Source organism: Rhizobium sp. CFBP 13644 (genome assembly GCF_014842165.1).
Taxonomy (GTDB): domain Bacteria; phylum Pseudomonadota; class Alphaproteobacteria; order Rhizobiales; family Rhizobiaceae; genus Agrobacterium; species Agrobacterium tumefaciens_C.
The window spans coordinates 847,572-873,277 of record NZ_JACYVF010000002.1; the positions used below are offsets into that span (position 1 = coordinate 847,572).

22 protein-coding genes are annotated in these 25,706 nt (G+C 57.5%); 9 read left to right on the top strand and 13 right to left on the bottom strand.

Annotated elements, in window-relative coordinates; genetic code table 11:
• Positions 1-50: 50 nt before the first annotated feature.
• The 7 genes from IFT53_RS09195 (at position 51) to IFT53_RS09225 (ending at position 7,845) form a co-directional block, all read left to right on the top strand.
• The gene (locus IFT53_RS09195) at positions 51-1,310 is read left to right on the top strand and encodes a glycerate kinase type-2 family protein (protein WP_342365789.1); all 1,260 of its coding nucleotides are present in this window, start codon (positions 51-53) and stop codon (positions 1,308-1,310) included.
• Positions 1,311-2,370: 1,060 nt separating this feature from the next.
• Complete coding sequence (locus IFT53_RS09200; protein WP_244656242.1) at positions 2,371-3,237, top strand: TIGR02587 family membrane protein; 867 nt, start codon at positions 2,371-2,373, stop codon at positions 3,235-3,237.
• 7 nt (positions 3,238-3,244) lie between these two features.
• Positions 3,245-3,652 (top strand): hypothetical protein, encoded by a 408-nt coding sequence (locus IFT53_RS09205; protein ID WP_192063948.1) that lies wholly within the window; start codon positions 3,245-3,247, stop codon positions 3,650-3,652.
• 142 nt (positions 3,653-3,794) lie between these two features.
• Complete coding sequence (locus IFT53_RS09210; RefSeq protein WP_192063947.1) at positions 3,795-4,106, top strand: hypothetical protein; 312 nt, start codon at positions 3,795-3,797, stop codon at positions 4,104-4,106.
• A 30-nt stretch (positions 4,107-4,136) separates the two neighbouring features.
• Positions 4,137-6,809, top strand: a complete 2,673-nt coding sequence (gene ligD / locus IFT53_RS09215) for a DNA ligase D (RefSeq protein WP_192063946.1) — start codon at positions 4,137-4,139, stop codon at positions 6,807-6,809.
• A gap of 14 nt (positions 6,810-6,823) precedes the next feature.
• A complete protein-coding gene (xth, locus tag IFT53_RS09220) occupies positions 6,824-7,624 on the top strand; it encodes an exodeoxyribonuclease III (protein ID WP_192063945.1) in 801 nt (266 codons plus the stop codon).
• Positions 7,621-7,845: a hypothetical protein gene (locus IFT53_RS09225; RefSeq protein ID WP_192063944.1), complete on the top strand. Its 225-nt coding sequence runs from the start codon at positions 7,621-7,623 to the stop codon at positions 7,843-7,845. The genes xth and IFT53_RS09225 overlap by 4 nt, the downstream gene beginning before the upstream one ends.
• 56 nt (positions 7,846-7,901) lie before the next feature.
• On the opposite strand, the gene IFT53_RS09230 is transcribed toward IFT53_RS09225, so the two are convergent.
• From IFT53_RS09230 to IFT53_RS09270, 9 genes are all read right to left on the bottom strand, one after another.
• A complete protein-coding gene (locus IFT53_RS09230) occupies positions 7,902-8,198 on the bottom strand; it encodes a PRC-barrel domain-containing protein (RefSeq protein WP_192063943.1) in 297 nt (98 codons plus the stop codon).
• A 72-nt stretch (positions 8,199-8,270) separates the two neighbouring features.
• Positions 8,271-8,600 (bottom strand): GCG_CRPN prefix-to-repeats domain-containing protein, encoded by a 330-nt coding sequence (locus IFT53_RS09235; RefSeq protein WP_082249954.1) that lies wholly within the window; start codon positions 8,598-8,600, stop codon positions 8,271-8,273.
• A 105-nt stretch (positions 8,601-8,705) separates the two neighbouring features.
• Complete coding sequence (locus tag IFT53_RS09240) at positions 8,706-9,026, bottom strand: hypothetical protein (protein ID WP_192063942.1); 321 nt, start codon at positions 9,024-9,026, stop codon at positions 8,706-8,708.
• Positions 9,023-9,778: an exonuclease domain-containing protein gene (locus tag IFT53_RS09245; protein WP_192063941.1), complete on the bottom strand. Its 756-nt coding sequence runs from the start codon at positions 9,776-9,778 to the stop codon at positions 9,023-9,025. Before IFT53_RS09245 ends, IFT53_RS09240 begins: the two co-directional genes overlap by 4 nt.
• Positions 9,779-10,135: 357 nt before the next feature.
• Entirely contained in the window at positions 10,136-12,025 is a 1,890-nt protein-coding gene (locus IFT53_RS09250) for a TniQ family protein (protein WP_192064454.1), read from the bottom strand.
• Between the two features lie 247 nt (positions 12,026-12,272).
• Positions 12,273-12,767, bottom strand: coding sequence for a Mov34/MPN/PAD-1 family protein (locus IFT53_RS09255; protein WP_197980172.1), 495 nt, complete (start codon positions 12,765-12,767; stop codon positions 12,273-12,275).
• Positions 12,768-12,777: 10 nt separating this feature from the next.
• Complete coding sequence (locus IFT53_RS09260; RefSeq protein WP_192063940.1) at positions 12,778-14,568, bottom strand: ThiF family adenylyltransferase; 1,791 nt, start codon at positions 14,566-14,568, stop codon at positions 12,778-12,780.
• The gene (locus tag IFT53_RS09265) at positions 14,565-15,704 is read right to left on the bottom strand and encodes an SMODS domain-containing nucleotidyltransferase (protein ID WP_192063939.1); all 1,140 of its coding nucleotides are present in this window, start codon (positions 15,702-15,704) and stop codon (positions 14,565-14,567) included. The genes IFT53_RS09260 and IFT53_RS09265 overlap by 4 nt, the downstream gene beginning before the upstream one ends.
• A gap of 2 nt (positions 15,705-15,706) precedes the next feature.
• Complete coding sequence (locus IFT53_RS09270; RefSeq protein ID WP_192063938.1) at positions 15,707-17,209, bottom strand: SAVED domain-containing protein; 1,503 nt, start codon at positions 17,207-17,209, stop codon at positions 15,707-15,709.
• A 744-nt stretch (positions 17,210-17,953) separates the two neighbouring features.
• Between IFT53_RS09270 and IFT53_RS09275 the strand changes: the two genes are divergently transcribed.
• Both IFT53_RS09275 and IFT53_RS09280 read left to right on the top strand, forming a co-directional pair.
• Positions 17,954-18,847: a hypothetical protein gene (locus IFT53_RS09275; RefSeq protein WP_192063937.1), complete on the top strand. Its 894-nt coding sequence runs from the start codon at positions 17,954-17,956 to the stop codon at positions 18,845-18,847.
• Positions 18,844-19,518, top strand: coding sequence for a hypothetical protein (locus IFT53_RS09280; RefSeq protein ID WP_192063936.1), 675 nt, complete (start codon positions 18,844-18,846; stop codon positions 19,516-19,518). The genes IFT53_RS09275 and IFT53_RS09280 overlap by 4 nt, the downstream gene beginning before the upstream one ends.
• On the opposite strand, the gene IFT53_RS09285 is transcribed toward IFT53_RS09280, so the two are convergent.
• From IFT53_RS09285 to IFT53_RS09300, 4 genes are read right to left on the bottom strand one after another with little or no spacing between them, the layout of a single operon-like run.
• Positions 19,478-21,373 carry a TniQ family protein gene (locus IFT53_RS09285; RefSeq protein ID WP_192063935.1) on the bottom strand — a complete coding sequence of 632 codons (1,896 nt, stop codon included), beginning with the start codon at positions 21,371-21,373 and terminating at the stop codon, positions 19,478-19,480. The genes IFT53_RS09280 and IFT53_RS09285 overlap by 41 nt on opposite strands.
• Positions 21,370-22,431, bottom strand: a complete 1,062-nt coding sequence (locus IFT53_RS09290; protein ID WP_192063934.1) for a TniB family NTP-binding protein — start codon at positions 22,429-22,431, stop codon at positions 21,370-21,372. Before IFT53_RS09290 ends, IFT53_RS09285 begins: the two co-directional genes overlap by 4 nt.
• On the bottom strand, positions 22,428-24,746 hold the full coding sequence (locus IFT53_RS09295) for a DDE-type integrase/transposase/recombinase (protein WP_192063933.1): 2,319 nt from the start codon (positions 24,744-24,746) through the stop codon (positions 22,428-22,430). The genes IFT53_RS09290 and IFT53_RS09295 overlap by 4 nt, the downstream gene beginning before the upstream one ends.
• Complete coding sequence (locus IFT53_RS09300; RefSeq protein WP_244656241.1) at positions 24,743-25,615, bottom strand: hypothetical protein; 873 nt, start codon at positions 25,613-25,615, stop codon at positions 24,743-24,745. Before IFT53_RS09300 ends, IFT53_RS09295 begins: the two co-directional genes overlap by 4 nt.
• Positions 25,616-25,706: the final 91 nt, after the last annotated feature.

Below are 25,706 nucleotides of genomic sequence, written 5' to 3' on the forward strand. Positions count from 1 at the left end.
GCCAAGGCGCAGCCCATTCTGTACCTGATGATTCCGAGGGGAGGACCGAGGTGATTGCTGATCCGCGTGCGTTTCTGGAGGCGCTGTTTTCCGAGGCTGTGAAGGCGGCTGATCCTTACGAGGCGATCCTGCGGCATTTGCCCGAGAAGCCGAAAGGCCGGACGGTGGTCATCGGAGCTGGCAAGGCAGCAAGCCAGATGGCGCAGGCTTTCGAGCGCGCTTGGCAGCACCCGTTCGAAGGGCTTGTTGTGGCGCGCCATGGAAGCATTGCAGATTGCGAGCGCACGACCATCCTGCAATCTGCCCACCCGGTGCCGGATGAGGCGGGGATTGTGGCCGCGCAGGCGCTGATGGCCAAAGTCAGCGGACTGACCGCCGACGATCTGGTGATCGCGCTGATTTCTGGCGGAGGATCGGCGCTGTTGCCGGCGCCGCCGGAAGGTTTTTCCCTTGCCGACGAGATCGCGCTTAATGAAGCACTGCTGGCCTCCGGTGCACCGATTTCCGGCATGAATGTGGTGCGCAAGCATTTTTCCCGCATCAAGGGCGGAAGGCTTGCCGCACTGGCTTATCCGGCGCGTGTCGTCTCCCTCGTCGTTTCCGATGTGCCCGGCGACAACCCCGCCTTCGTGGCCTCTGGCCCGACCGTGCCGGATGAAAGCGGAGCGCAAGAGGCGCTGCGGGCGATCCGCGATTACCGCATTGATATTCCTCAGCGCATTGTCGAAAGCATCGCTCACGCGCAGGCTCCAAGGCCCGGTGATGCCGCCTTCTCCGGGCACGAGGTTCATGTCATAGCCTCGGCCAGGGTTTCTCTGGAAGCTGCCGCAAACCTTGCCCGCAGCCACGGTGTGAATCCGCTGATCCTTTCCGACAGCATCGAGGGTGAGGCGAGGGACATTGGCCGCATGCATGCGGCATTGGTGCGGGAATTTGCTGGCAACGCTGCGTTTGAAAAGCCGATGGTGCTGCTTTCCGGCGGTGAAACGACGGTAACGATCGGGAGCGGTGGCTACGGCAAGGGCGGGCGCAACAGCGAGTTTCTGCTGTCTGCCGCGCTCGATCTGCAAGGTTTTGAGGGCTTTACGGCGCTTGCGGCAGATACCGATGGCATTGATGGATCGCAGGATAATGCGGGCGCCTTTGCCGATGGTAAGAGCGTTGCCCGCATTCTTGCCGCGGGCGGGGATGCGAGAGCATTTCTTTCGGGACACGACGCCTGGTCGGCATTTGACCTTTCGGGCGATCTGTTCGTGCCGGGAGCGACGGGGACAAATGTGAATGACTTCAGGGCGTTTCTGGTGGGGTGAGTGAGGGCAGGTTACGCTTCTCCCGCAACTCGCCTTTCATCATCCCGCTCATGTCAAAAATCCCGGCGACTCTCTGGCCAAGCTTCGCCGTTCACGCGGCAGCATCTGCCCGTGGCTTGATCTTTTCGTTCTGACCATCGCCTTTTGCGGCCATGGGTATTTCGGACGGGGCGCTGGAAGTTGCCTCGTTGGGTAGTTTTAGTATTGGCACCTTTCAGCGCCCCGTTCAGCGGTTTTTGTCCGCCCACGATCCTCTTGCCACGGCTGGCAATCCCGAATGGCAAAGGCTGTAACCTTGCCGCAGAAACGGTCGGACTTTTTCAAAGCCAAACCCTTAACCCTCCGGGCGAGGCATTCCGTTGAAAGAATGCCGCAGCCAGTTCAACCGCACCTGCCTTCGATACGCTACCGCCCCACCACCGGCAGGGCTGAAGGATCGATCTGTCCGCGCCATTGCTGGCGCGGGGCAGATGCAGCGTGTTCCTGTGTACCGCCTGACTTTCGCTTCAAGCACCTGATGGTCGCGTTCGACCGGTGCCGATGAGCTGTCGGTACACCCGGCGGCGGACAAACAGGATTGCCATGACCCGGATCTTGAACCCCGTAAGGGCATTCAAGGCAGGCACGTCAATCCGGTTCGAACTTTGGGAGGGTAACACCAGCCGGTCCGAAACCGGTGTTGCCCGCCACCCGTTGCCGCCGGGGGGATTCGCTGCCGGACCCCGACAATGGAAGGTTGCGTAGCCTTCCATCACCAGCGCCGGTTCCGCCTCGCCGCAACGCCTTGCGGTGTATCCGAGGGCGGAACGGACACAGTGTGCGCCCGGTTTTAGGAACATTGAGAAAGTGCAGATCGATTTTTTTCGGTTTTTGCAGTTTTTTATCTCAGTGCTGCGTCAGGCTTCGCCTCTTGAATAAGCAGATCACGATGAATGATGATTGGCACGGCGCGTAACACCTGCAAGATAGGTGGCCCTGCATGAGAATCACGCAATCAAGGCGTGGCAGGAATGACGGTGCCGCTGCGCGTGAGCGAGCATGTGGCCTGTGGAGGACGAAATTGGCAGCGGAAAGCAGCGCGGATCGTGACTTTGATACAGGAAAGTTCCTCGCGGGAATAGCGCGTGGAGGCGGGGGCGCACTGTTGTTTGCACTGCCTATGTTCATGACGATGGAGATGTGGGAGCTGGGCTTCTACATGGATCGCACCCGTCTCTTGCTTCTGTTGCTCATCAACCTGCCTTTGTTGATTGTTCTGTCTCACCGCATAGGGTTTGAGCAGACCACGGGTTGGCGGCAATCTGTGCGAGACGCCATTATCGCTTATGCTCTTGGCATGGTTGCCAGCGCGCTCATTCTCTCGTCCATTGGCGTGTTGCGTGCTGACCAAACGCCGCACGAGATTTCGGGTATGATCGCCTTGCTGGCAATCCCGGCGAGCATTGGTGCCATGCTGGGCCGTAGCCAGCTGGGGGGCAAGTCTGACGACGATGAAGACGGTGAGGGTGACGAGGACCCGGTTCAAAACCGTGAGACGACCTATGCGGGTGAGCTTTTTCTGATGGCGGTTGGTGCGCTGTTTTTGAATTTGAATGTGGCGCCCACCGAGGAAATGATCTTGCTGTCCTTCAAGATGACGCCCTGGCATGGCCTCGCCATTATCGCGGCATCGCTGATCGTCATGCACGGGTTCGTTTACGCGCTATCCTTTCATGGGAGCCACGATCTCGCGGAGGGTACGCCGAGCTGGCATGCTTTTGTGCGCTTCACACTGCCGGGCTATGTGATTGCGGGATCCATCAGCGCATATTGTCTATGGACATTTCACCGGGTTGACGATCTGGGGTCCACGCAGGTGCTGATGGCGATTGTGATCTTGAGTTTTCCCGGCGCTATCGGCGCATCCGCCGCTCGACTTATCCTCTGAGGGTTTCATGACCAAAACGATTGGCGACAAAAATCTCGAGGCAAAAAATCCGCACTGGGTGGAGTGGCTGACCGGACTCGTATCCGCCGTGATTGTGCTGGCGGTAATCGGCTGGATCGCGAAAGATGCGTTGGTAGATCACGATACAACGCCCGATCTTGCCGCAACCGTTCTGATGACTGAACGGCGCAGCAACGGGTTTCAGGTTTCGTTCGAAGTGTCGAATGGTGCAAGTGCTACGGCCTCGCAGGTGACAGTCGATGGCGAAATTCTGGATGGCTCCAACGTCGTTGAGAAAGCCAGCACGGTGCTGGATTATGTTCCCGGCAAATCCAAGGCCCTGGCCGGCCTGATTTTCAAGAATGATCCCGCAGGCCGGATCACTCTGCGTGTGTCAGCCTTCAACGAGCCCTGAGCTAACTAGGCACAGCTTTTCTCAAAATAACCAGCATATTTGCCTTTGGCGGCCTCAAGCGGGCCGCCAAAGGTGTTTTGTTGGAAACAAACCGCGCAGCAGGGAGTTTGGTTCGTAACTGCAGCGAATGAGGAGAGACACCATGGCTGACGACAGCACCAACACCATCAAAGCAACATTCGATACGCGCGCGGCGGCTGATCTCGCGGTTGAGCATCTAGTTCAGCAGCACGGAATTCCGCGGCCTGACATTTTCATTCAGTCTTCCACGGATGAGAACACGGCAGGGTCGGTTGCCTCTGGTGGTGATGTTTCCAAAACCGGCACTGTTCGCAGCGATGCGCCGCTTGAAGGGGAGATTGAGGTATCCGCAGATATTCCGTCTTCCAAGATTGCTCTGGTGCAGCGCAGCCTGGGCGAGGCGGGTGCGCTTCGAGTGTCTGGCGCTGCCTGAGGCTGATCGCGGCGAGTAGGGAAAGATGCCATGGCCGACCATTTGAGCAAATATCGATCCAAACGCGATTTCAAGCAGACGCTTGAGCCGAGTGGAGAGGTTGAGGTCAAGGCATCCAACCGCGGCCGTTTTGTGATCCAGAAGCATGATGCGACACGGCTGCATTACGATCTTCGGCTTGAGCTTGATGGCGTGTTCAAATCCTGGGCGGTGACGAAGGGTCCGTCGCTTGATCCAAACGACAAGCGGCTGGCTGTGGAGGTGGAAGACCATCCGCTGGATTATGGTGATTTTGAAGGCACGATACCCAAGGGGCAATATGGCGGTGGCACGGTTATGCTGTGGGATCGCGGTTACTGGGAGCCGGAGGGCAACAAGACGCCCGAGGAAGCGCTGAAAAAGGGTGACTTCAAGTTTACGCTAGAAGGCGAGCGGCTGCATGGCAGTTTCGTTTTGGTGCGGATGCGCAATGACCGCGATGGCGGGAAGCGGACGAACTGGCTGCTGATCAAGCATCGCGATGATGATGCCGTTGATGGAAATGGCGCTGCCGTGCTTGAAGATAACGAGACATCCGTTGCCTCTGGCCGGACCATGGAGGCCATTGCCGCTGGCAAGGGCAAGAAACCGAAGCCGTTCATGACTGAGGGCGAGACGGTAAAAGCAGATGCGGTGTGGGACAGCAATGAGGGGCTTGCGGCTGAGGAGCGTAAGGCTGGGACGAAGACCCCCGCAAAGGCAAAGGCCACGCGAACAAAGCCAACGAAATCCACCAGCCCGGCTTCTCAGATGCCGGGCTTCATCGCGCCGCAGCTCTGCGAGAGCCTGACGCGCCCACCCTCTGGAAAGGGGTGGATCCATGAGATTAAATTCGATGGCTACCGGGTTCAGCTGCGCGTTGAGGGCGGCGAGGTAACGCTGAAGACCCGCAAGGGGCTGGACTGGACGGATAAATGGCCTGCCATTGTAGAGGCTGCGTCTTCGCTGCCCGACTGTATCATCGATGGCGAGATCTGTGCGCTTGACGAGCAGGGCGCGCCGGATTTTGCTGCCTTGCAGGCGGCATTGTCGGAGGGAACGACAGACGATCTGGTTTATTTCGCCTTTGATCTGCTGTTTGCCGGTGATGAGGACTTGAGAGAGTTACCGTTGACGGAGCGCAAGTCCCGTCTTCAAGCATTGATGTCGGATGCGGGTGAGGACACGCGCCTGCGGTTCGTTGAACATTTCGAGACCGGTGGCGACGCCGTATTGAAATCGGCCTGTCGCCTTTCGCTGGAGGGTATCGTTTCCAAGAAGGGAGACGCGCCCTATGATTCTGGCCGCAGCAAGACATGGGCGAAATCCAAATGCCGGGCTGGCCATGAGGTGGTGATTGGGGCTTATGCCACGACGAATGGCAGCTTCCGGTCTCTGCTGGTTGGCGTCTTCAGCGGCAAGCATTTCGTCTATGTAGGGCGGGTTGGCACCGGATATGGTGCCAAGACCGTTGAAAAACTGATGCCGAAGCTTGAGGAAATGGAAACGTCCAAGTCTCCATTTACGGGGATTGGAGCGCCAAAGGCTTCTGACGATATTGTCTGGCTGAAGCCCGAGCTTGTGGCGGAAATCGAGTTTGCCGGATGGACCGCCGACGGGCAGGTGCGGCAGGGCGCGTTCAAGGGTCTGCGCGAAGACAAGCCGGCAGCGGAGGTGGAGGCGGAGGAGCCTGCCGCACCTGATGATGCGGATGTTCCTGACCCCGAAACGGACAAGCCGCCTGCAAAGCGCGCCCGCAAGGGTGCGAAGGAAGAGGTCATGGGCGTGATGATTTCCAGCCCAGACAAGGCGCTCTGGCCGGATGCGGGTGACGGGAAACCTGTGACCAAGGCTGACCTTGCGCATTACCACGAAGCTGTCGGGCCGTGGTTGATAGAGCATATCAAGGGCCGCCCATGCTCGATCCTTCGAAACCCCGATGGCATTGGCGGCGAGCAATTCTTCCAGCGCCACGCCATGCCGGGAACATCGAACCTTCTTGAACTGGTGAAGGTGTCTGGTGACAAGAAACCCTATCTCCAGATTGATCGCGTCGAAGGCCTTGCCGCCATTGCCCAGATTGGCGGCATCGAGCTTCACCCTTGGAACTGTGCGCCGGACCAGCCAGATGTGCCGGGCCGGTTGGTATTCGACCTTGATCCGGGTCCTGACGTCGATTTTTCAGCCGTTATTACCGCTGCCCGCGAGATACGCGACCGGCTGGAGGAACTGGGTCTGGTGAGTTTTTGCAAAACGACGGGCGGCAAGGGCCTCCATGTGGTGACACCGCTTGCCGTGCCCAAGGGAAAGAAGCTGAACTGGGACGAGGCGAAAAGCTTCGCGCATGATGTGTGCGAGGATATGGCGCGGGATAATCCAGACCTCTACCTCATCAAAATGGCGAAGAACCAACGGGAAGGGCGGATTTTTCTCGACTACCTGCGCAACGACCGGATGGCGACGGCAGTCGCGCCGCTATCGCCACGGGCGCGTCCGGGTGCGACAGTATCCATGCCGCTGAACTGGACGCAGGTGAAGGCTGATCTCGACCCGTCGCGCTTCACCATCCGGACCGTACCTCAGCTTTTGAAGAATAGCACTGCCTGGCAGGATTATGGTGAGGGCCACCGGGCATTGAATGAGGCGATCAAGCGGTTGAACAAGGCCCGTAAGGCGGTTGGTTGAATGGAGCATCTTTGGTGAAGCTCGCGACCTATAATGTCAACGGTATCAATGGCCGCCTCGACATTCTGCTTCGCTGGCTTGACGAAGCGAGGCCTGATGTTGTGTGCCTTCAAGAGCTTAAGGCGCCAGTCAACAAATTTCCGCGCAAGGCGCTGGAGAAAGCGGGCTATGGAGCGATCTGGCACGGCCAAAAATCATGGAACGGCGTGGCCATTCTTGCACGGGGTCGCGAGCCGATGGAGACGAGGCGCGGACTGCCTGGCGACGTGGATGACAGCCAGAGCCGCTACATTGAAGCCGTTGTTGATGGCATCATCATTGGCTGCCTTTATCTGCCCAACGGAAACCCGGTGCCGGGGCCAAAGTTTCAGTACAAGCTGGACTGGTTCCAGAGGCTACAATGCTACTCTGACGAACTGCTGGAGCTTGAGGTGCCAGTTGCGCTTGTGGGTGATTTCAACGTCATGCCGACCGAGCTTGATGTTTATAAGCCGGAGCGCTGGTTGGACGATGCGCTGTTTCGGCCTGAGGTGAGGGCGGCTTACGCTGACCTCGTGGCTCAAGGCTGGACGGATGCCGTGCGCAAGCTGTACCCGGATGAACGCATTTACACCTTCTGGGCCTATTTTCGAAACGCCTTTGCCCGAAATGCGGGCCTGAGGCTCGACCATTTCCTGCTCAGCCCTGACCTCGCAGAAAAGCTGACGGCGGCCCATGTCGATAAACACGTACGCGGCTGGGAACACACAAGTGACCACGCACCTGTGTGGATTGAACTTGGCGACAAACCCATCAAACAAAGGAGAAACGGATGACCGACAATTGGAGAGGCGAACTTCAAGGCAAGCTCGAAGCGCTCATTGATGAATTTGCGGTGAGGGGCATCAGCCATGGCGATGCTTGTGACGCCGTGGTGGAGGCGGCTGGTAATCTCAAAAACACCGGTGAGCGTGATCCAGATCCGGCAGATGATGTGGCTATTGAAGAGCCTGCGAATGACTGGCCAGCGGCTGATCAGTCTCGACCGATTGAATGAGGTGATGGCTTTACCACAAAAGAAGGGCCCGGTTTTTCAACCGGGCCCTTGCTCATTTAGTGATGATGTTCTGGCATTTCTTTGAGCTGATCTTTCGTCCAGGATGTTACGGCGTGCACATCGCCGTCTTCATCGCGCATGAAGTCGAGATCGCTGATGGATACTGCCACTGGCTTTGCGCCAATTCCGAGGAAGCCGCCGACATCGATGATGACCTGGCCGCCAGCGCCTGCACCATGGACATGATCCACCTTGCCAACCTTATGGTCATCCGCGCCGTAAACGGTTGCACCCTCCAGAATTTCCGAGGTCAACTCTGCTGTCGACAGGCGAACGTGGTTTGTATGATCCATTGGTTTTCTCCTTGTTGTATGAAGAGGTAACGGGATCAAAGGGCTCCGGGTTCCCGGCTAAGGCCAAAAGGGTTACCAGCGATAGTCACGCGGTCCACGCCAATCGCGTTGATCGTAGAAATCGCGGCGGGCGCGCCATTCACGACGTTCCTGTCTTTCGCGCCACTCACGTCTGGCTTCCCAGCGATCACGTCTGTCCCACCGATCACGATACTCGCGTGGTGGGCCGTTTGGACGGCAATAACCGCGTGGAGACAGATGAAAACCGCGTCCGCACGCGTAATCGACCTTCTGCACAAGGGATGCCGTTGGGACGGATGGCTGGGCCGATGGCATCGCATTCGCGACATTGGCGACCAGACTGGCTAGAACTATTCCCGCGCTTAGGATTATTTTGCGCATCTCACATCACTCCGTTTAGGGTGGCGTAATTTAGCGTTCCTTGTCGTGAACCGGTGCTGAATGAAGTTTGACGTTTTCGTGGCACTATGAGGCGATTGTGGCAGGTTATGTCTCATCCAATGACGCAAACCACGCCGCGTATGGCGTGTTCTTGGCGAGATATCGATTGAAATCCGGCGCGCCATCATCCCACCAGACGGTACCCCGTTCACCGAGTGCGACCTTGGCTGCATCCACTTGTTTGCGGGCTTGCGCCATCTCGGCTGACGGTGTTTTCGCTTTCCGAACAGCCCTCCGCGCGGCCATCAACTCCTGCACCAGCGCCGTTCGTGTGATCTCGTCAAGGTCTGGATTGCTACGACGCCAGAGCCTGCCCCTGACGACGAAGTAGCGGCCATCGGGTGTGTTGGGATATGTGTCGCTCATTCGAACCCGAGCGTTCTTTGGGCTGGCTCAGTGGCTTCCGACGGTTTGTCCTGATGCCGACGGGCGAGTTCTGTCTGCGCGCTGAAGCGTATGTCGGCATCCCTATCCGCCGCCAATGTGTTGAGCATCTCAATGCCAAGACGATCCCACGACTTGCCTCGTTCTGGTCCGGCAGGCACGCGCGGCAGGAGGCCCGGCTCTTTGCTCCACGCCAGGCAATCCTCAAGCGATGTCTCGTTCAACATATCGCGGAGGTGATGGGCGCTGACATAGGCGTCTGGCATGGCTCTGTGCGCGGGCAATCCGGTTTCATGTACCAACCCATCCGGCATTCGCTGATAGCGCAGCATCTGGTTGGAAAACCGGGGTAGTTGCGGCCAGACGCGCAGGGCGCATTTCCATGTGCAGATCCATGGCGTGCCGCCCGTAAACCGCGGCGTGCAGTACCTTTGCTCAAACGCTGCCCGGTGCGCGGCCAAGGCATCAATCTGGACGGGTGGGCGAAGAACGGTCGATGCGATTTCTTTCCAATACGGTGCATCTGCGACATGGGAATCGAGAATGTGATGAATGGCCATGGTGTCTGGTGAGATTGGGCGGCCAGGATTGACGAAGAGGGCTCCGCGCTCCTCGATGACGTCCCACTTGCCGTCCTCATTCAGAACCACATCCTGCCAGCCAATCTCGCAAACATCATTCGGGCCGTTGCCGCCCGTTTCTAGATCGATGACGCGTATTCTGGCTCTGGCCACTGGATTGCTGCCTTCCTCTGGAACTTCAGTGGTGGGGTAAGCGAGATCGATACCGGATGGTTCCGTGAGTGGAAAGCCGATCTCTGAAACGAGAAACGCCGCCCGAAGACTTCGGGCGGCGTTGTCTTATGTTTCTGTCACTATGACATGTGGATAGACTCTACTGAAATGTCATAAAACACGGTTTCAAAGAAGAATTAATCAACAAAAACAAGGGTAATAAGTCGCGGGTTTTTCGTTCATGTCACATTCTTCCCAACTGCTGAGTCACATTTTTATATTACTGAAGTACAGCCCCGAAATCTAAGCAAAGAAAAACCCGCCGAAGCGGGTCCTATTTACTGCGTGTTGCTCTTTTCAAATGTCTCGCGGCAGCTCACCTCGCCTGTAAAATGTTGCCGCGCCTTCTTCCTCGAAGACGGGATAGATCTCAGAACTGCTCAACCGCTTTTTCATCAACACGGGGTGGCATCGTCCCTTTGAGTATTCAAAAAGGAAGATGTAAGTTTGCTGGAATTCCTCAAGATCTGACGGCAGAATATATGTTTGAAGCTTGCGCTTGCTCGGGTTGCGGGCACTCACGGTTTTGAGCAGGCCCGAAGCAACAAGGCGTTTCACAGTCTTCGTGGTGGTCCGGATCGTTCGCTCTGCGTATTGCAACGTGATCCCCGGTGGGACGGCAACCTGAAAGGCTTCCTTGACCTCCAACGGATCAACAAAAATATGTTCAAACCCCCAAGGTTCTTCCGGATCAGCGGCGCGAACTACGTTCTTGATTTTTTTGCGCACCATCAAATTCACGATCTCGCCGTAGGTTCGACCAACCCTGCGGGTCATGTCCGTGAGACTTCTCATCCCTGGATCTGGAATTCCGGCGGGCAAGCTCTTCAGGAAATCCTCAAACAATTTGAAGGATCTTTGCCCCATCCTGCTTCGCCGACGAGGATCGTCGTCAATCTCAACGATGAGGCCTTGGCGAATGATCCCCTTCAGCGCACTTCCGCTGATATTGAACCGTGCTTTAGCCTCTTCGGCAGGGAGGCGTTCTCTCCAATCCGAGATGAGCTTGCCGAAAACATCGGCAGCAACGACAACTCGCCCATCAGTCTGTCCATTTGCTCCTTGCGGTAACATTCCGGCCGAATCTAAAATGCTTCTGAGTGTGAAACGATGGATGCCATGGGTCACTTCAGCCGTCCTGATACTATGTAGACGTCTCGGAAGACTTAATCCGATGAAGGTGTCCTCCGGACCGAGAGTGTGGTTGGAATACGCATGCTTCGCGACGAAGCGTCTCAAGTTGTCGTATGCTTCGGTGTCCACACGGCTCAACAGGAATTCCTGAAAACGACCGTAAAGGCCCCTGATGTTGCCGCGACGGGTTCCCTTCCAGTGGATCTGATCTCGCTTCTCGAGGAACTCGGACAAGCCGTCGTAACCACGACTGGTGATTTGATAGCCAGCGGAGACTGCGGCCTGACGTTCCTCGCCTGTGGCCGCGCCTCGGCTGTAATCGTCTCCGAACAGTTCCATCCCGCCAATTACTTCCGTGACCAGTAGTGCTGCCGTAATAGGAATCGAGTTGAGCATCTGCGGTCGCTCGTCGGTTCCGAGCTCCTCATTGTCCGAATAGGTGACGCGTGAGCCGACTGCGGTTGCAGCGATCCTGTCTTGGAAGTAGGCATCCGATTGTACAAGGGCATCCACGATCCCCGCACGAGCGTCACCAAGAGTGTTGCTCTCGTCGGCGTTTTTGCGATGACCTTCGATTTTCCAAGCCTGCTGGTGACTGGCGAGTGTCCCCGCAAAGTCACCATATGTGACGCTATCATAATCAGGTCCAATTTGGACGAAGGGCACCTTGTGGGTCGGGCAACGCCCTAGCGTGCGAAGCATCCAGCCGAACCTGAGCCGTGGTCTCGCCTCCATTCGCCCGCTACCGCGTTCGATGTCTTCTCGGATGCAGCAGGGGCAGGCACGCGCAGACTTTGCCCAGATGTCGTTGACGTCGAAAGTCATGTCGAAGACGGTAAACGTGCCTCCGATCTTGACGAGGTCGTGCCGTTTGAGCACTACGGGATCGATTTTAGTAACGTCCGACACGCGATCGTAATAGTGTTGCTTCTTTTTGTAGCGGGCTAGGATGCCGCCGTGGATGCGGAAGTCCCAGTGGTGAACACCGTGTAAGGCCGCTACGCGCGAGAGGTAGCTCGATAGAGGCTCATGAGGTTCCGTTGCTTGATGGATCCACGATCAGCCGCCTGACTGGTGAACTGGTATGGCGTGCGAGGCGAACCGTCGAAAATGGAGAGGTGACTTATTGGGACGGCAGGCACCTGTTCTACCCTTGGAACGGGGAACCGATGCATTTCGACTATGCGGATTAGTGTCGTACGGACGTTGCGCTCGGTATGTGAAGGTCTCCGGTGACGATCGATCTTATCACGGGATAAAGCGAGCTGTAATCCTTCCGTCCGATGACACTAGCGGCTCCTTATGCGGCGGCATCGTTGCTGGATGTCGGTGAACTTTTAAGCCGCACGAGCCTTCCGCCGTCGATCACGCTGACGGACAATTCGATGGCTTCTTCCGACGTACCTGCGATTATCAGTAGCGGCCTCTTACAGCGGTAGCTGCTGTCGATGGAGATGGATCTCATCTCTCGAAAATCACTCCCGCTTGGATCGGGAGGGCCGCCCGGATGGGAATGCCATTCGCCCAGGTAATGCTCTCCACGCCGCCATCGATCGCGGAGCAATTCCTTCAGTCCCCTCACACCACGTTGAAACCATATCTTGCCCGAAATGGAGTCGCTCGGACGCTCCGTTGCGCTGGTCACGAGGGCGACGTTGCCATCATCCTGGTAGCTCCCGATCAGAATTCCGCCGGTCTCTTTGTTCCCCGAACCCAACGCCTGCTTTCGGATGACTTCGAAGGCTGGCGCAGTAAGTCTGACTGCAACGCTCGCCGTCAAGTCTTCGAAGGTCATGGCGATCTCCTCAGCTATTGACCTTCTCCACCGTTCCGTCTGCCGACTGGCGGAAATAGTCGCATCTTCTTCCCGGCGATTCAATTGCTTTCAGAACGGCCTTTGAGCCGATCGCGCTCCAGAGCCTGACGTCGGCAGCGGTCGCCGGAAATACCGGGTGCCAGCAGCCAATCCCCTCCATCCGTGCATCGTCGAGGTCGGTAGGCGGGATGTCGAATTCCAGGAACCTCTCCTTCGCGTCGATTGCCGGGAAAGCCGTTTCCGAAGCGGTATAGACAAGCAGGCCTTCCGCGCGCCACGTCATGGCGAGACTGATGAAGGCTTTCTCGCCGCCCCAGTCGAATTCCGCCATCAAATCCAGAACAGAGTCGGCACCGGTGCAGTCCACGACGACATCGAACGAGCGGATCTGATCCGCGATCGAATTTTCAGAGGGCGGAAAGCTCGACGGTAAGCCGATGACGGTGGCATCGGGCATGATCATGTTCAGTGCGCTTGCAAGGGCATTGGCCTTGTTGTGGCCGACCGCGTCGACACCGAGCGCATGTCGGGTCAGATTACCAACATCCAGGCGATCCGGATCCAGGATCCCCATGTCCGTGATGCCCATGCGGACCAGGTTTTCAGCGAGTACGCTTCCGAGTGATCCGGCACCTATGAGCAGCACGCTTGCTGATGGGATCGTTTGGCCCGAACCCGAGCGCGTTCTCAGTTCGCGAGGCTCCCAATTCGCTGATCGGAGCCAGTTAAGGGTGGTGCCCGACTTCGCCCAGGAGTGGTCGATGAGCTGCCAAGCGCTTTCGACAGGACGGAAGCCGTTCTTCTGCGTTCCCCGCCCGGAAAGCTCAAGGCCGCTGAGCGCAATCCAATGAAAACGGGACGGGCGCTCGCCCAATGTCCCCGAAAGAGGAAAGCCGAGAAGCAGGGTCAGGACACTGTTATTCTTATCGCCCCGCCGCCGATCCGCCCCTGCGCATGCGAGGATGCCCGGCAGATCGACACCCGCCTCGGCGAGGCATTTGGAAAGCGCTGCCCACGTTCGCGGAAGTTGCCACGGAGCAAGGACTGGGAGACGGTCGAGCGCAATCCACAGCGCCGTCGCTGACGGTTTGGCCGAGGACACGAAAGATCCCCAGGTCACCGGAAATATCTCTTCCAGATTGCTGTCGCGGAAGACCTGAACGGCGTAGGTCTCCACCGCCCTCGGGATTTTCGCGAGGTCCGCCCATCCCCATTTCCTAGCCTGCGCGGGCCAGAAGGAGAGGTCGTCCTCGGTGCCGACGAATCCGATCACCGGGAAACTCGCCTGTCCCGGCCCGGAGGGTAGCTCGAACGGTTCTCCGGGAACTACCAGCTCGTTCGCGGCGGCCGCGTCGATCCACAACAGGAGGCGCTCGACGTACCACACGATCTTCTCGTCGATCGCATCAGGCTGTCCGTTCCACGAGACCCTGCCAAAGGCGGCTGTAGGGCGGTGAAGGCAGGGGTTGCCCGCGCGCCAAAGGATATCAGCGGGACCTCTGTCATTGAAGCTCTGATGCTGGAAGGTCGAGATGATACCGCCGGACTTTGAGGGGAAGATGGTGAAGGAGGAATTCGCCGCCTCGAACACCAGATACCACTCGGTCTCTTCGGAGATGGAAGCCGTCGCAGGTTCTGACAGGGATGCGCGGAACGGGAGCGACCATTGGCCGCCGCGCGTTGATTTCCAGCTCCCGACGGACAGAATCCTCGGGCGACTGGCAATCTGGGCGGCGGCAGACGCAAGAATTTCAGGTACGAACGACGACTGTTGCCTCACGCGAATCGATCAGTCCTTCTGGGCTCGGCAGGCTGGGTTGGTTGAACGAAGAAGCCCGCTTTCCGGTCTCCGCCATTCGGCCCCGGCAGCGGGAACTTCGCTCCGAACAGCTTCTGCCACAGCTTGCCACTCTTATGAGCGTCGTCCGATTCCAGCGCCTCGCGTGCCCGATCCGCGGTCGTCGATATTGCCGCGTAGAAGGACTGGAAGTCTTCCACCGAAAGCCGCTTGAGCACGTTGTGTTCAGGAACACCGTGATCGGCGAGCACCGGAACGCTTCCCAGGGCCGCGTTGTAGCGCCATGTCTCGCGCATTGTCTCCATGATCTGTACGAAGCCGGAAGCCATTGAGGCCGTGCCGTCGTTCAAGACGTGCCCGATCATATGCTCGAGAGGGTACCCCTTCGGATAGTTGGGCAAGGAAGAAACGTTCTGTTGTCGCCACCACTTCGTTGCCCTGACAAGCTTGACGTAGTGGCCATTGCACGCCCGATTCTTTGCGGCAGTCCATTGGATCTGGGAGAGAGGATGCGTTCGCCCCCAGTCGCCAGCGTCCCGGTCCGGAAGGAACAGTGGGTTCGGCCGCCAGTTTCCTGAAGGCTCGTCATCAAGCTGAAGCGGCTGCCGGCCGAACGGTGTGGGTTGCCACCGTTCATTCAGTCGCCAGGTCATATCGTCCTCGAGCGTGCTGGTCGTGAGCACCGAATTCGATCGATACAAGCGCTCCATCGCCTGGCGCGAAGCGGGATCTGTCGGGAGCGCGGTGATGACCAGATCGATATCGACGTAGGACATCTCGATTCCAAAGGAACGGCCCTGCGGCCGCCATTTGCCCGGATAGTGGCGCTCGAGAAAAGGGATGAACTTGTCCATCGCCTGCTGCGGCGTTGTCTTGTGATAGTCGATGTCGGTCACGACAACGACATCCACGTCGGGCCGCTTGTCTCCGGTCGGACGGATCGCGGTCGAGCGGCGAACACTTCCCTGCAGGAAGGTGGCGACGACGTTCGGAGACAGCTCCTTGTCCTCGGCAAGCCGCGACCGAAGTGTGTTCGATCCGGTCCTCCAGTCTTCCTTTTGCCGGTCCGTCGGTCGGATCTCACGCAGGAACGCGTCGAATTGAGATTTCAGTTCCATACTCAGCCAATCCTGAATGAGGGGTGGTAGCTTCCATCCACGGCACCCTTGAAGTCGAATTCGTATAAGGTGACAGGGCCCATTGAATCCCGATGCTGGCCCACAAAGAAGGTGAAGGCGTTCGGGGCAGAGATGAAGAAGTGCCGTCTGGCTCCGAAGGCGGGACGCAGAGCTTTGACCGCGGCGGCGACCTGATCTGCAAGGTCGGCAGCGTGCTCACCACCCGCCAGTGATTTCGGGCTCGGGCCATTCGCGGCGACGATGTGAAGGACTCGTCCCACGCTTGGAATAGTTCGCTTCAGATAATCCTGAACATCGTCGAAGGCATCCCTGGTGAGACTCACCACGATGCCAATGTCTTCGCCATCGCCGACCCTCGTCACATTGGTGGCTGCCGGTTGCCCGGTCTTGCCGTCGTCCGACCGCCAAATCGAGGTCGGCCCTCGACCCTTCTGGTTCAGCTCCACATGTGTGGTCGTCTTGAAGCCGAGCATTGCGCCCGCGAGGAACGCGATGGACGAATGGCTGTCGAGGAAAAGCCGGATGTCCTTGTCCGTCTGACGCACCCGGATGAGGAAGTCCTCGATCGCCGGGCGGACATCCGTGTTCCAGTCCGCGCCCGCCTGAAGATGCCGGACGCCGAATAGATGAAGGAGCGACAGCGTGTTTTCCGGAGCCGCGTCAAGGTAGTCGGTCGGCCCGTCTCCAAAGGAGCGGATGGATATGTTTTTCCGCTCCTCTGTCTGGGTCGACTTGATCCACCCTTGCTCGAGGCAGAGCTCCTCGAATGCTTCACGGGTCAGAATGTTGCGTTCGGTTGCCTTCAGGGCCCTAGCCGCGCCGTCGAACTTGAACTCGAGGCTATTCCCTCCGCTGACAAGGCCCACGATCTGGAAGCGCAGATCTACGTTCTCCCGCATGTCCTGCAGAGAGTGATAGCCCTCCATGATATGGAAGGTGTCGAGAATGGTGAACAGCTCTTCGTCGGTGTCGAGCGCGAGATGCTTGCGCCAGAGCGCGCGGACTTCTCCCATCTCGCTTCTCTCAGTCTTCCCGACTGCGAGCTTTTCGATATCAAGAGACTTGTCGGCTGTCTTTAGAAGCTTGGAGAGAGGATCATCGTCACGAACGCGGTCTGTCGTGACAAGGGTAAACGTCGAACGTGGCGGTGCTTTCCCGACGGCCTCTTTGAGACGTTGAAGGATTGAGAATGATGTAGCTCCAATAAATTCGGGCTCGACCAGATCCTTGAAGCCGAAGCGACCAGCCAGGTTGACGTGGAACTTCACCTGGTGATGTGCAGTCTCCACCATGAACGAACGACGGTTAGCCTGACCGGGGCTGTAGCGCACGACGACATCGTCGAATCCCTTTGGTCCGTCAGCCTCATAGGAGACCTCGACGATGTGAGGCTTTTCAGGATCACGGAGCCCTGAAGCGTGGATCCAGAAGAACCGAGCCTGGTAGTCGTGCCCGTCCCAGTTTGCAATTACTGCGTCTGCCATGCCCTTTCTCCTGTCGTAGTTGATTCCTGTTTTGTTCCTTCAGGCATTTCCCGGACACCGAAGTGCCCGGGAAGCGCAGAGTTCGAAGCGGCTGGCCACCTAGATCTACGTTTCAGTTGAGTGCTACCCGATCGCCAAAGCGATCGGATAGCTATTACAACGAGCTCTAAATCACTGATTAATGACGTCAGGACGATCTAATGACAAACACAGTAGATCCCTACAACCATGCTTGTTTCCAGTAGCCTGCAGACGCGAGCTAACCGCAGTTACCGGGGGCATTAGGTGGATATTACCCGACCACAGCGGTGGTCGGGTAACTATTGACGATCGCCCAAAATGGAAGAGCCAATGTCATCTTGGTGACGCAATGGCAAACCTAGTGTCGCGCTACACTGTAGACAGCCAATGATTATGTCGCAGCAGATTGTGGGATTTCAACAACTTGCCTCGGCGTCCGGCCAATCCATTTTGTCGCCACAGCCATGTGATTTTGACCGGATTGCTCAAGTCACTGTAACGGTTTAACTATTTCGACGACGAGGTTTCGTGTTCTATGGAACGTGGCGTTGCTTGCGGATGAACATTTCGATGACACGCTTCAGAAAGACGAGCGATCCTGTTTCTGTTCACGCCGACCTCACGGATAACTTCCCGCACCTCGCGACAATGCCTCCGCGCGGCTTCGATTTATTAATTGATAACCGATAGACGTCGGCGGACTTAGTCTGCAGCGAGGCGTCGATGGATACCGAAGATTATGTAAGGGAGCTCCTCGGTGAGCCCGCAGCTACCCGGCTCCGTCAGAAAATTACCGGCGGTCGATCGAACGACAAGGGTTTCAGATTCGAACTGTTCAACTGTCTTGTTGAGGTCGTCAATTATGCCTACGCCTGGGCCGAACGGGAGCCCTTGGAGCCCGACACCCAGTGCCACCATCCATCAACTGTCTTCCTCACCCAAGGTGCATTTGCGTTCGTCGATGACGTTGTAATCAACACCCCTGAGGTCACTCGCTTTCTGCAGGTGAAGTTTAGCGATGAGCAGAAATGGACTCCGGAGATCAAACTAGACTTCGACTATCAGCGGGACTGGCAGCGCGACGGCGAACCCTACAGGCTTGAACTCATCGTGCACACCTATGAGCGCGAGAAGTACCTGACGAAAAGCGTGTCGAGCTACAAACCAGATTCTCTGCTGGTTCAGGCGCGGCCTTTTGATGCAACGAGTGACACACTCTTCCAGAAAGTCGGCCTTCTTACAGCCGGGCCCCAGAGCGCGCGCAACAAGGAGCTCGCTCTTTGGCATTTGGAACTTGCTTGGTACAGATCGTCTCGGAGTGAACGAATTTCGGATACCTTGGAACGAGCCCGCGAGATATCGAGAGGAATGGTGCGATCATTCCAACCCGCACCAGATTTTGTAAATGGCGTCATTGCAAAACTACCTGCTGACGAAGATCGTTTCTTTCTCGCCGCCGATGGGAGAACACTGATTTTCGAAGTCGGCAACGAAGACGACATCTTTGAAGGCTGCGTGCTTATCAGAGACTGGTGCGATTTCGAGGAGCGTCTTCGAGAGACGCCTCCGTCAACGGTACGAGAGTTGATAGCGGTCGCGATGGAGGCGGTGGAATGATGCTTCATATGCAGCAACGGTGGGACAAGTATTCCGTCGAAGAGTGGCAGGCGTTGAGAACGTTGATCGAGTTTCGCTCAGGTCGAGACAACCTGGTGGGAGCATTGGAATATCTCGGCAGGAAGAGTGCGTTAGAGGTCAAGGTTCTCGAAAGCGATGAAACAGCTCGCGTGGTCGGACTATCACACGATTTCGACGAATTCGCTGGACCGTTGGTCGACAGATTAGGCGGACGTGACGGCATCGTGGGATACCATTGCGCCTGGATAAAACTGGTCGAAGGTCGACGGCCAGGAGCTACAGCAGCCTACATCGAAAAAGAATTTCGAAAGCGCCAAAGACTGGAGACTGACGTCACATACATCTCTACCGCACTCGCCACAGATTTCGAGACGATCGATACGCTCGTCGCTCGGTCAATTGAAATGTATGCTCCTTCACGGATTGAAGTTCGATGCGCGGTTGCTTCTCGCGAGGTAATGGAAATGAAGATCAAAGGCGTGACGATGAACGTTCATGCGTATTTTGTTCTTCCGGAGTATGGCTCCGGCCACACTCAAAACACCTTCGGCAGCATGTTGTGCCGCCTTCCGGACGTACGGCAACGTAGCACCTTCATGCCGACCTATGTTAGCGAATCCGCGTTGCCGGGCCTTCGCTTTGGCCGGTAACCGCTGAGATTTCATCACGTGCCACTGTGCGATCACCTGTGATCAGGTGACGCCGCTCGACGATCCCCTGCTTCACGCTCTCCATGGGGAAGGCTAGCTGTGCACCTCTCTCGCCAAGTATGCGTCCAAGCCCTCTGACGCCGACGCCCAGCTCCTTCGAAAGGCGCGCGAAGGTTACATACGTGGCATCGAACTCGGTGAAATCCGCTGCGGTCATAACCCAGGTCGGCGCACGGGCAATCCGGAGATGCCGTTGCTCGGCCTTGAGGTGGCCGGATCGAACCAGAAACGCGAAGGCTTCGGCTTGAAGTAGGAGCCGTTTGCACACCTCCGCTCGCTCGATGATTACTTCTGCGGGCTTCTCGATGAACGCCTCGATTTCATGCCAATCGAACCGGAGACCCGAGATGCCTTCCTCGTTGACCGATTTTCCAATGTTCTGAAGGCGTCCGTCCAACACCATTGTGAGGACGTCGACCAATCGTAGGCCGACCTTTCTCGCCGCCTTGGTCAGATTGATCCACTCACTTGGGAAGGACGGACGCGCGCGCTCGAGAAGTCTGTCCCGGAAGGCAGCGACCTCTGTTCGCGAGTAGCGATCAAGGAGGCGATAGTCCCGGCCGGTGGCGCCGTTGTCCTTGAACATCGGCAAGATCATTTGGTCATCGACCATGCGCTTTAGCGTCATGGTCGGCAGCCCTAGGATCGAGGCAGCTTCTTCGCGTGTGGCCATGTCGCGCATCTTGGCAATCACCTCTTCCGCTGCTGCGACCTTGACGAATTGGTCGCCTTTCGCCTGACGCACGCCGTCGATGTGGCCGAGGTGCACGAGGATTCGGCGCAGCGTCTGGTCGGCGTAGCCGGTAGTTTCCGCAATAGCGCCGACCGATGTCCAAGGGCTGTCGGTAACACGCCCGAAGAACTCCGTCCCGTTCAGCATTGGTACTCGCTCGAGGGTGAGTGTTCGGATCTTGCTCCGAAGAAGGTCATACTCGGGGAGCTCGTAGTTTTCGTTCAATGAAAGGTACAGCTTTCCATATAGAGCCTGGCCGCCTCTGATGTTTGCTCGCTGTTCCGTTGACCGGATTCGGTCGAGGAGAGATGAGAACCCGGAATTTCCTTCGAGCAGGCTTTCGAAGCCGTAATTCCGCGCGGCATGCATGTCTTCGTCGGACAGTTCACTGGCTTTCGCTTCCCTGCCAAATGCCTGGGCCACCCCGAACAACTCGCATGAAGACATCCCCGCCGCGAGACTGAGGCCGTCGAGGAAGTCGCCGTGGCCTAATACGCCAGCAAGGCGGTCGCGGACATACTTCTCGAAAGGAGTAGCAAGCCGGGGTCTACTCGCGTCGAGCCATTCGGGGAACTGATATGATATCATATCCAACTGGGTGATGATATCATATCGAAACCGGGCGTCGCCGTCGGTTTCGACAATGGACGCAGAATGCTCGGGGCAGGTGGGTACTTGAGGAAACATCCAATGAAGACGAGCATAGCGGCGCGCGCGCGGCATCCGGCTTTCATCGCGGTCGTCGTCAACGATGCAGTGGGGACAAAAACGGAGCTTTGATCTGCGAAGCATACGCTTTGGAAATGCCGATCCTTGGATGACGGCCCCGCCCGAGGAGTCGACGACGATAGCGCGGTCGAACAGTTGCTTGAACGGAATATCCAGGATGTACGAAAGACGTTTGATCTCATCCGTGCTCCCGCCGTTCAAAGCCGATCTGTTCAAGCCCATGTCTCTGCAGAAAATGCGGACGTTCCCTGCGCCATTGGCGTGAGACACCCGCGACAGAAAGCTTGTAAGGGGTTCTTCGGGAAGAAACGGCACTTTGTATAGTCCGCTCATTTGCTGCTGCTCCTTCGCCCCCGCCTGGATGCCGGATCGGCAAGTTGACCGGAGCCGTCGACTTCACGCTGAATGAGATGCCAGTCCTTGTTTCTGAGATCTAACACGTTGGTTTCGTCCGGGCAGTTGCGCGCCAGCCGTCGATAGCCTTGCGCGAAATGCTCGGCCGTGAGCAAGCCTCCTCCCGTACGCGACCAGTTCTTGTCCCAGAGAGCTTTTTCGATGGCGTTCTTGATGATGTGTACCGTGGTTCCGAACCGCCAGATCCCGCCATGCATCAGACGCAGTACGAAATCCCCCGTCAAGGCAAAGCCAAGCTCCAGCTTGCAGCTCTCCGCGAGCACATAGATCGTGTCTTCGACCCGGTCTCTGTCTTCCGCAACGTCAGCCAGATTTTCGAATTCGATGATCGGCGCCCGCCTGTCCAATTGCCCGCTAAGGTCGCGCGAGATAAAGTCCCTGATCTCCGGAATCCCGCAAATGATGAGCCAGATCGGCCAGCCCGCTTCCTGCGTGAGGTTCTTGATGCTGTTGCTAAGGTGCATGTACTTCTTGCTGGTCGGTGCATCCAGCACATGCTGGAATTCGTCGAGCACGAGGACCTTCGTCTGCATGATTTTCATGCGCCGGATCAAAGTGCGCCAGTTGTCGTCTTCATCGCCGGCTAGGGCCGCTTCATATCCGCTTACTTGAAGGAGCTCCTTCCCGAGGGTCTTTAATGTGGTGCTGGGCGGCGTGGTTGCACGGAGGCTGAGCGACAGGCGATTATATCGGCCTTCAAACGGGGCGAAGGACGGGTGAGCGTTAAGGCACCGGTTGAGGCTGGCCGACTTGCCAGCCCCGCTTTTGCCAGTGATCGTAAGGGCGTACGCAACGGAGCTTCCAGCTAGGATGCTGGCGACAAGCAGGTCGAGTTCAGCCTCAATCTTGTCGTCATCTGGCGTGACGATGTGGATCGACTTTAGATCGTCAAGGAGCCGAGATCGATACTCCGTGTCAGGGGAGACGGTCGCGCGAATGTGCGCGAGCATCTCAAGTTCTGCAGACGTGTCCGTCATTTTTCGTCCTTTTTCGTTCTTTCGATCCTGATGCCAGACTTTCGGCGCGGCAGCGGATGATGGAGGTCCGGTGTCAGCGTTGGCGGCGTCTCCTTTTGCACTGGCTTCGCTGAAGGACGGGGGGAGGGCGCCGAGGCCGGCGGCAAGACTTCACTCTCGGGATTGCCACCGATATCGCGCACATCGTGTGTATCCGACGTTGCCGGGGCAAATGGATCCGGTCGATCAAGCGTGTGGAAGTTCTCCAGCACCTTGCTGTCGCCGTAGTCGGTGGACGCCTCCCTCGCGATCTTGAAGCTGCCGACCAGCTCCTTCTCCCAATATTCGAGCGTTGCGCTCGTCATCGTGGGCGCGCCGATCCCGGCTGACGCCTTGCTCGACTGGGCCAGGTCGCGAGCGCGGGACAGGCCAGAGCGTGCAACTTCAACGCTAATGGTGGAAGAGGTGCCGAAGCGCTTCTTCAAGTACTTGAGCTGTTCCATCCAGTCCAACGCCCGAAAATTCTCCAGCCCGTCAAACGCGCAAGCCACTTCGAACCATTCCTGAGAGAAGGGATCCTTGACGAGGATGCGTGAAATATCAATTTCGTTGATCTTGACCGACAGCTCGAGGTCGTAACGGGTCTCCCGTCGGGACTGGAGCCATTCGTTAGAATATGGAAGGCCCAGGATAGAGATGCCGTCCTTGCCGACCTTGTAAGTTTTGATGACGCTGAACGCTTCCGCATAGGTACGAGGATCAGGGTAGCCCGCCACCGTTCCCTTGCCCTTTTGAGTCCCATGGTACCACATTTGCAACGGCGTGAGACCTTTGAGAGCACGATGTGGCGTGTTGTGGTAGCAGTCCACGATGAGCAGGACGAGAAATTCTGCGAGTTGTTCATCCGTCATATGACGGTGTTTTTGGGCGTCATACCGATCGCGGAGGAGAACGTTGCTGAAAGTCTGACCTGATAGCAGGTGAATGTAACGTTGGTTCAGCGTTCGAAAAAACCGTTCAACCCGGCCTCGCAGGTGCGGGTGTTTGGAGGCGGGTACCGAGACATGTCCGGTGTAGGAGAGGGCCGCCTGCTGAAACTCGTGGGAGGTGTAGCTTGAACCTGCGTCTACGTGGATGTATTCGGCTGTGCCACCCTGCGGCCATTGGGTCATGGTGCCGTAAAGTCTGGTTTCAAGCTGTTTGGACCTTGCGACCATCGCCAGGGTCGCGACCGCAGATGCGCCGTCCGGAGCGCCCCATAGAAGCTTGGCCCCGCAGACCGACCTTGAATATGCATCCAAAGCGACGGAAAGCCAGACGCGCCCGTCGTTAGTCGAGCCCATCTTGTTCTCGATTTTTTCACGGACTTCGGGGTGCAGCATTTCCCACATGCCGGTTTTCACAAGCATCCGGATAACGTCGAACTTGTGCTCGTCCATCTCCACGAATTCGAGTGGTCTCTGCGGCTGATAGCCACGGCGGGAGATCGAATATTTGCGAGTTACCCTCGACGGGTCGCCCGCCCTGGTCACCTCGTTCTTGTAGTCGCCAAGGCCGTCGATGATGCGTTGGAACGTCCGTAGGGAAGGAACTCTCATCGCGCTGTCCCCGCCTGCCTTTCGCTTCTGGTTGGCCTCTCCCATCTGCGCGTAGCAGTCGATTTTTGTCGGCCGGTCTCGTGACTGGTACGCCGTCGCGAATTCTACATGGAAGCCGAGCTCCTCCGGGGAGAAGTCCGTCTTCCTCCCGACGCCTCCGCGGTGGCGAGGAAGAAGCGACTGCGGGTCGTAGTTGTTTTCTTCATACCTCTTGACCAATCGGCCGAATTGGCGAGGTCCAGGGATGACCTCGCGCTTGCCTTTTTTTGTTGGGATGAGGTGTTCGTTTTCCTTCACGAAATCTTTGATGAACGCCTCATAACCGGAATCGGATCGGGTAACGAATGCGCCGGATTCGTATCGATCGATTTCCAGCTCGAGAAACTCCGCGACCATGCGGGCGCGGAAGATAGTCTCCGAAGGCAGGTCGAAGATCCGCACGGCTAGCTTCTGCCTGTAGATGGCATTGCGGGTGCTGAACCATCCTTTTTCCTGCTCCAGATGTCGCCATCGATGCATCTCGTCGATTTGCTCGAAGGTTCTGACCTCAGTCTTGGGGGGATCGAGATCATCGCACGTAACGAAGATGTAGCCGTGTTCCCACACTTCCGCTTCCAGATCCCCGCCTTCGTGCTTCCTTCGAGACTTTAGACACCAGTAGCGATTGTCGAACCGGATCCGGTCCTCGGGCCCGATACCGAAAAGGGAGAACTGCTTTGTTGAGGGGGCGGCTGTCATAGTTCGATTCCTTGATCGACGGCACGAACCCACGACGCCAAGGAGAAGACGACGTCCTCGGGTTTCGGGTGAGCGTAGGTGATGAGTCCCTTGTCGACGAGGTCGCAGACAGCCGTGCAGACTGCCGAGAGGTACAGGTCGGGTAGGCCTTCGGAGAGTTGCCAGACACGGGCTGCGCCGCCCATGCCCATTAGTGCTTCATGCACCCGCAAGGTATCGGAGTCATTGAGCACCCTGCGCGTGTGGAGAATGTTCCGCGCCAGGTTAACGCGGCCTTTCGTGATCTCCTCGTCCGTGACCAAAACGAACCGGTCGCGGCTATTCTTGGCAAGTTGGTTATTGAGAAGTTGCATCTCGCCACGAGTGCGCTTCGCCGTGCGTCCGCTAGGCTTTACCGCGTAGCGTGTAGTCGATCCGTCGCAGGCTTCACGGAGAACGTCGATCGTATGCTGGTGCCTCTTGCCCTCAACGAGGAAGCTATGCGGACCGTCCTGCGCCTTGATGCGTCTGGTATCGCCGCGAACGAGAAGGATCGTCACGAGGTCGGCCTCGAGGCCGCTTTCCATGCGATGATACGTGTTGGTCTCCCGATCGAGCATGGCGACCCGGCTTGATGCCAATGTCATCTGATGCTCGTCATCATAGTCGAATTCATCCTCCTCCTCGCGCTCGCTGCGACGAGCCTTCGGAGCGACATCGCGATCAGTCTCTGCCCGCTGGGGCGGCGCGCCGCGCCATGTTCCGATGCTCGCGTCATATTTCCCAGTCTCCTGGCTTGGCAGGAGCAGTCGAGATTGCGAAATGGGAACGCTGGTCGACCTCGCGACCGAAGAGGTCGTATCCCTGCTCGCGGAGATGCAAAGATTCAATCAGTTCTGCAATCATCACGTATTCCTCTGCTTACCAATGAAAATTCTTTCGGATACCCATTCCGGATCGTCAGCCTCGTGGCCTTTTTGA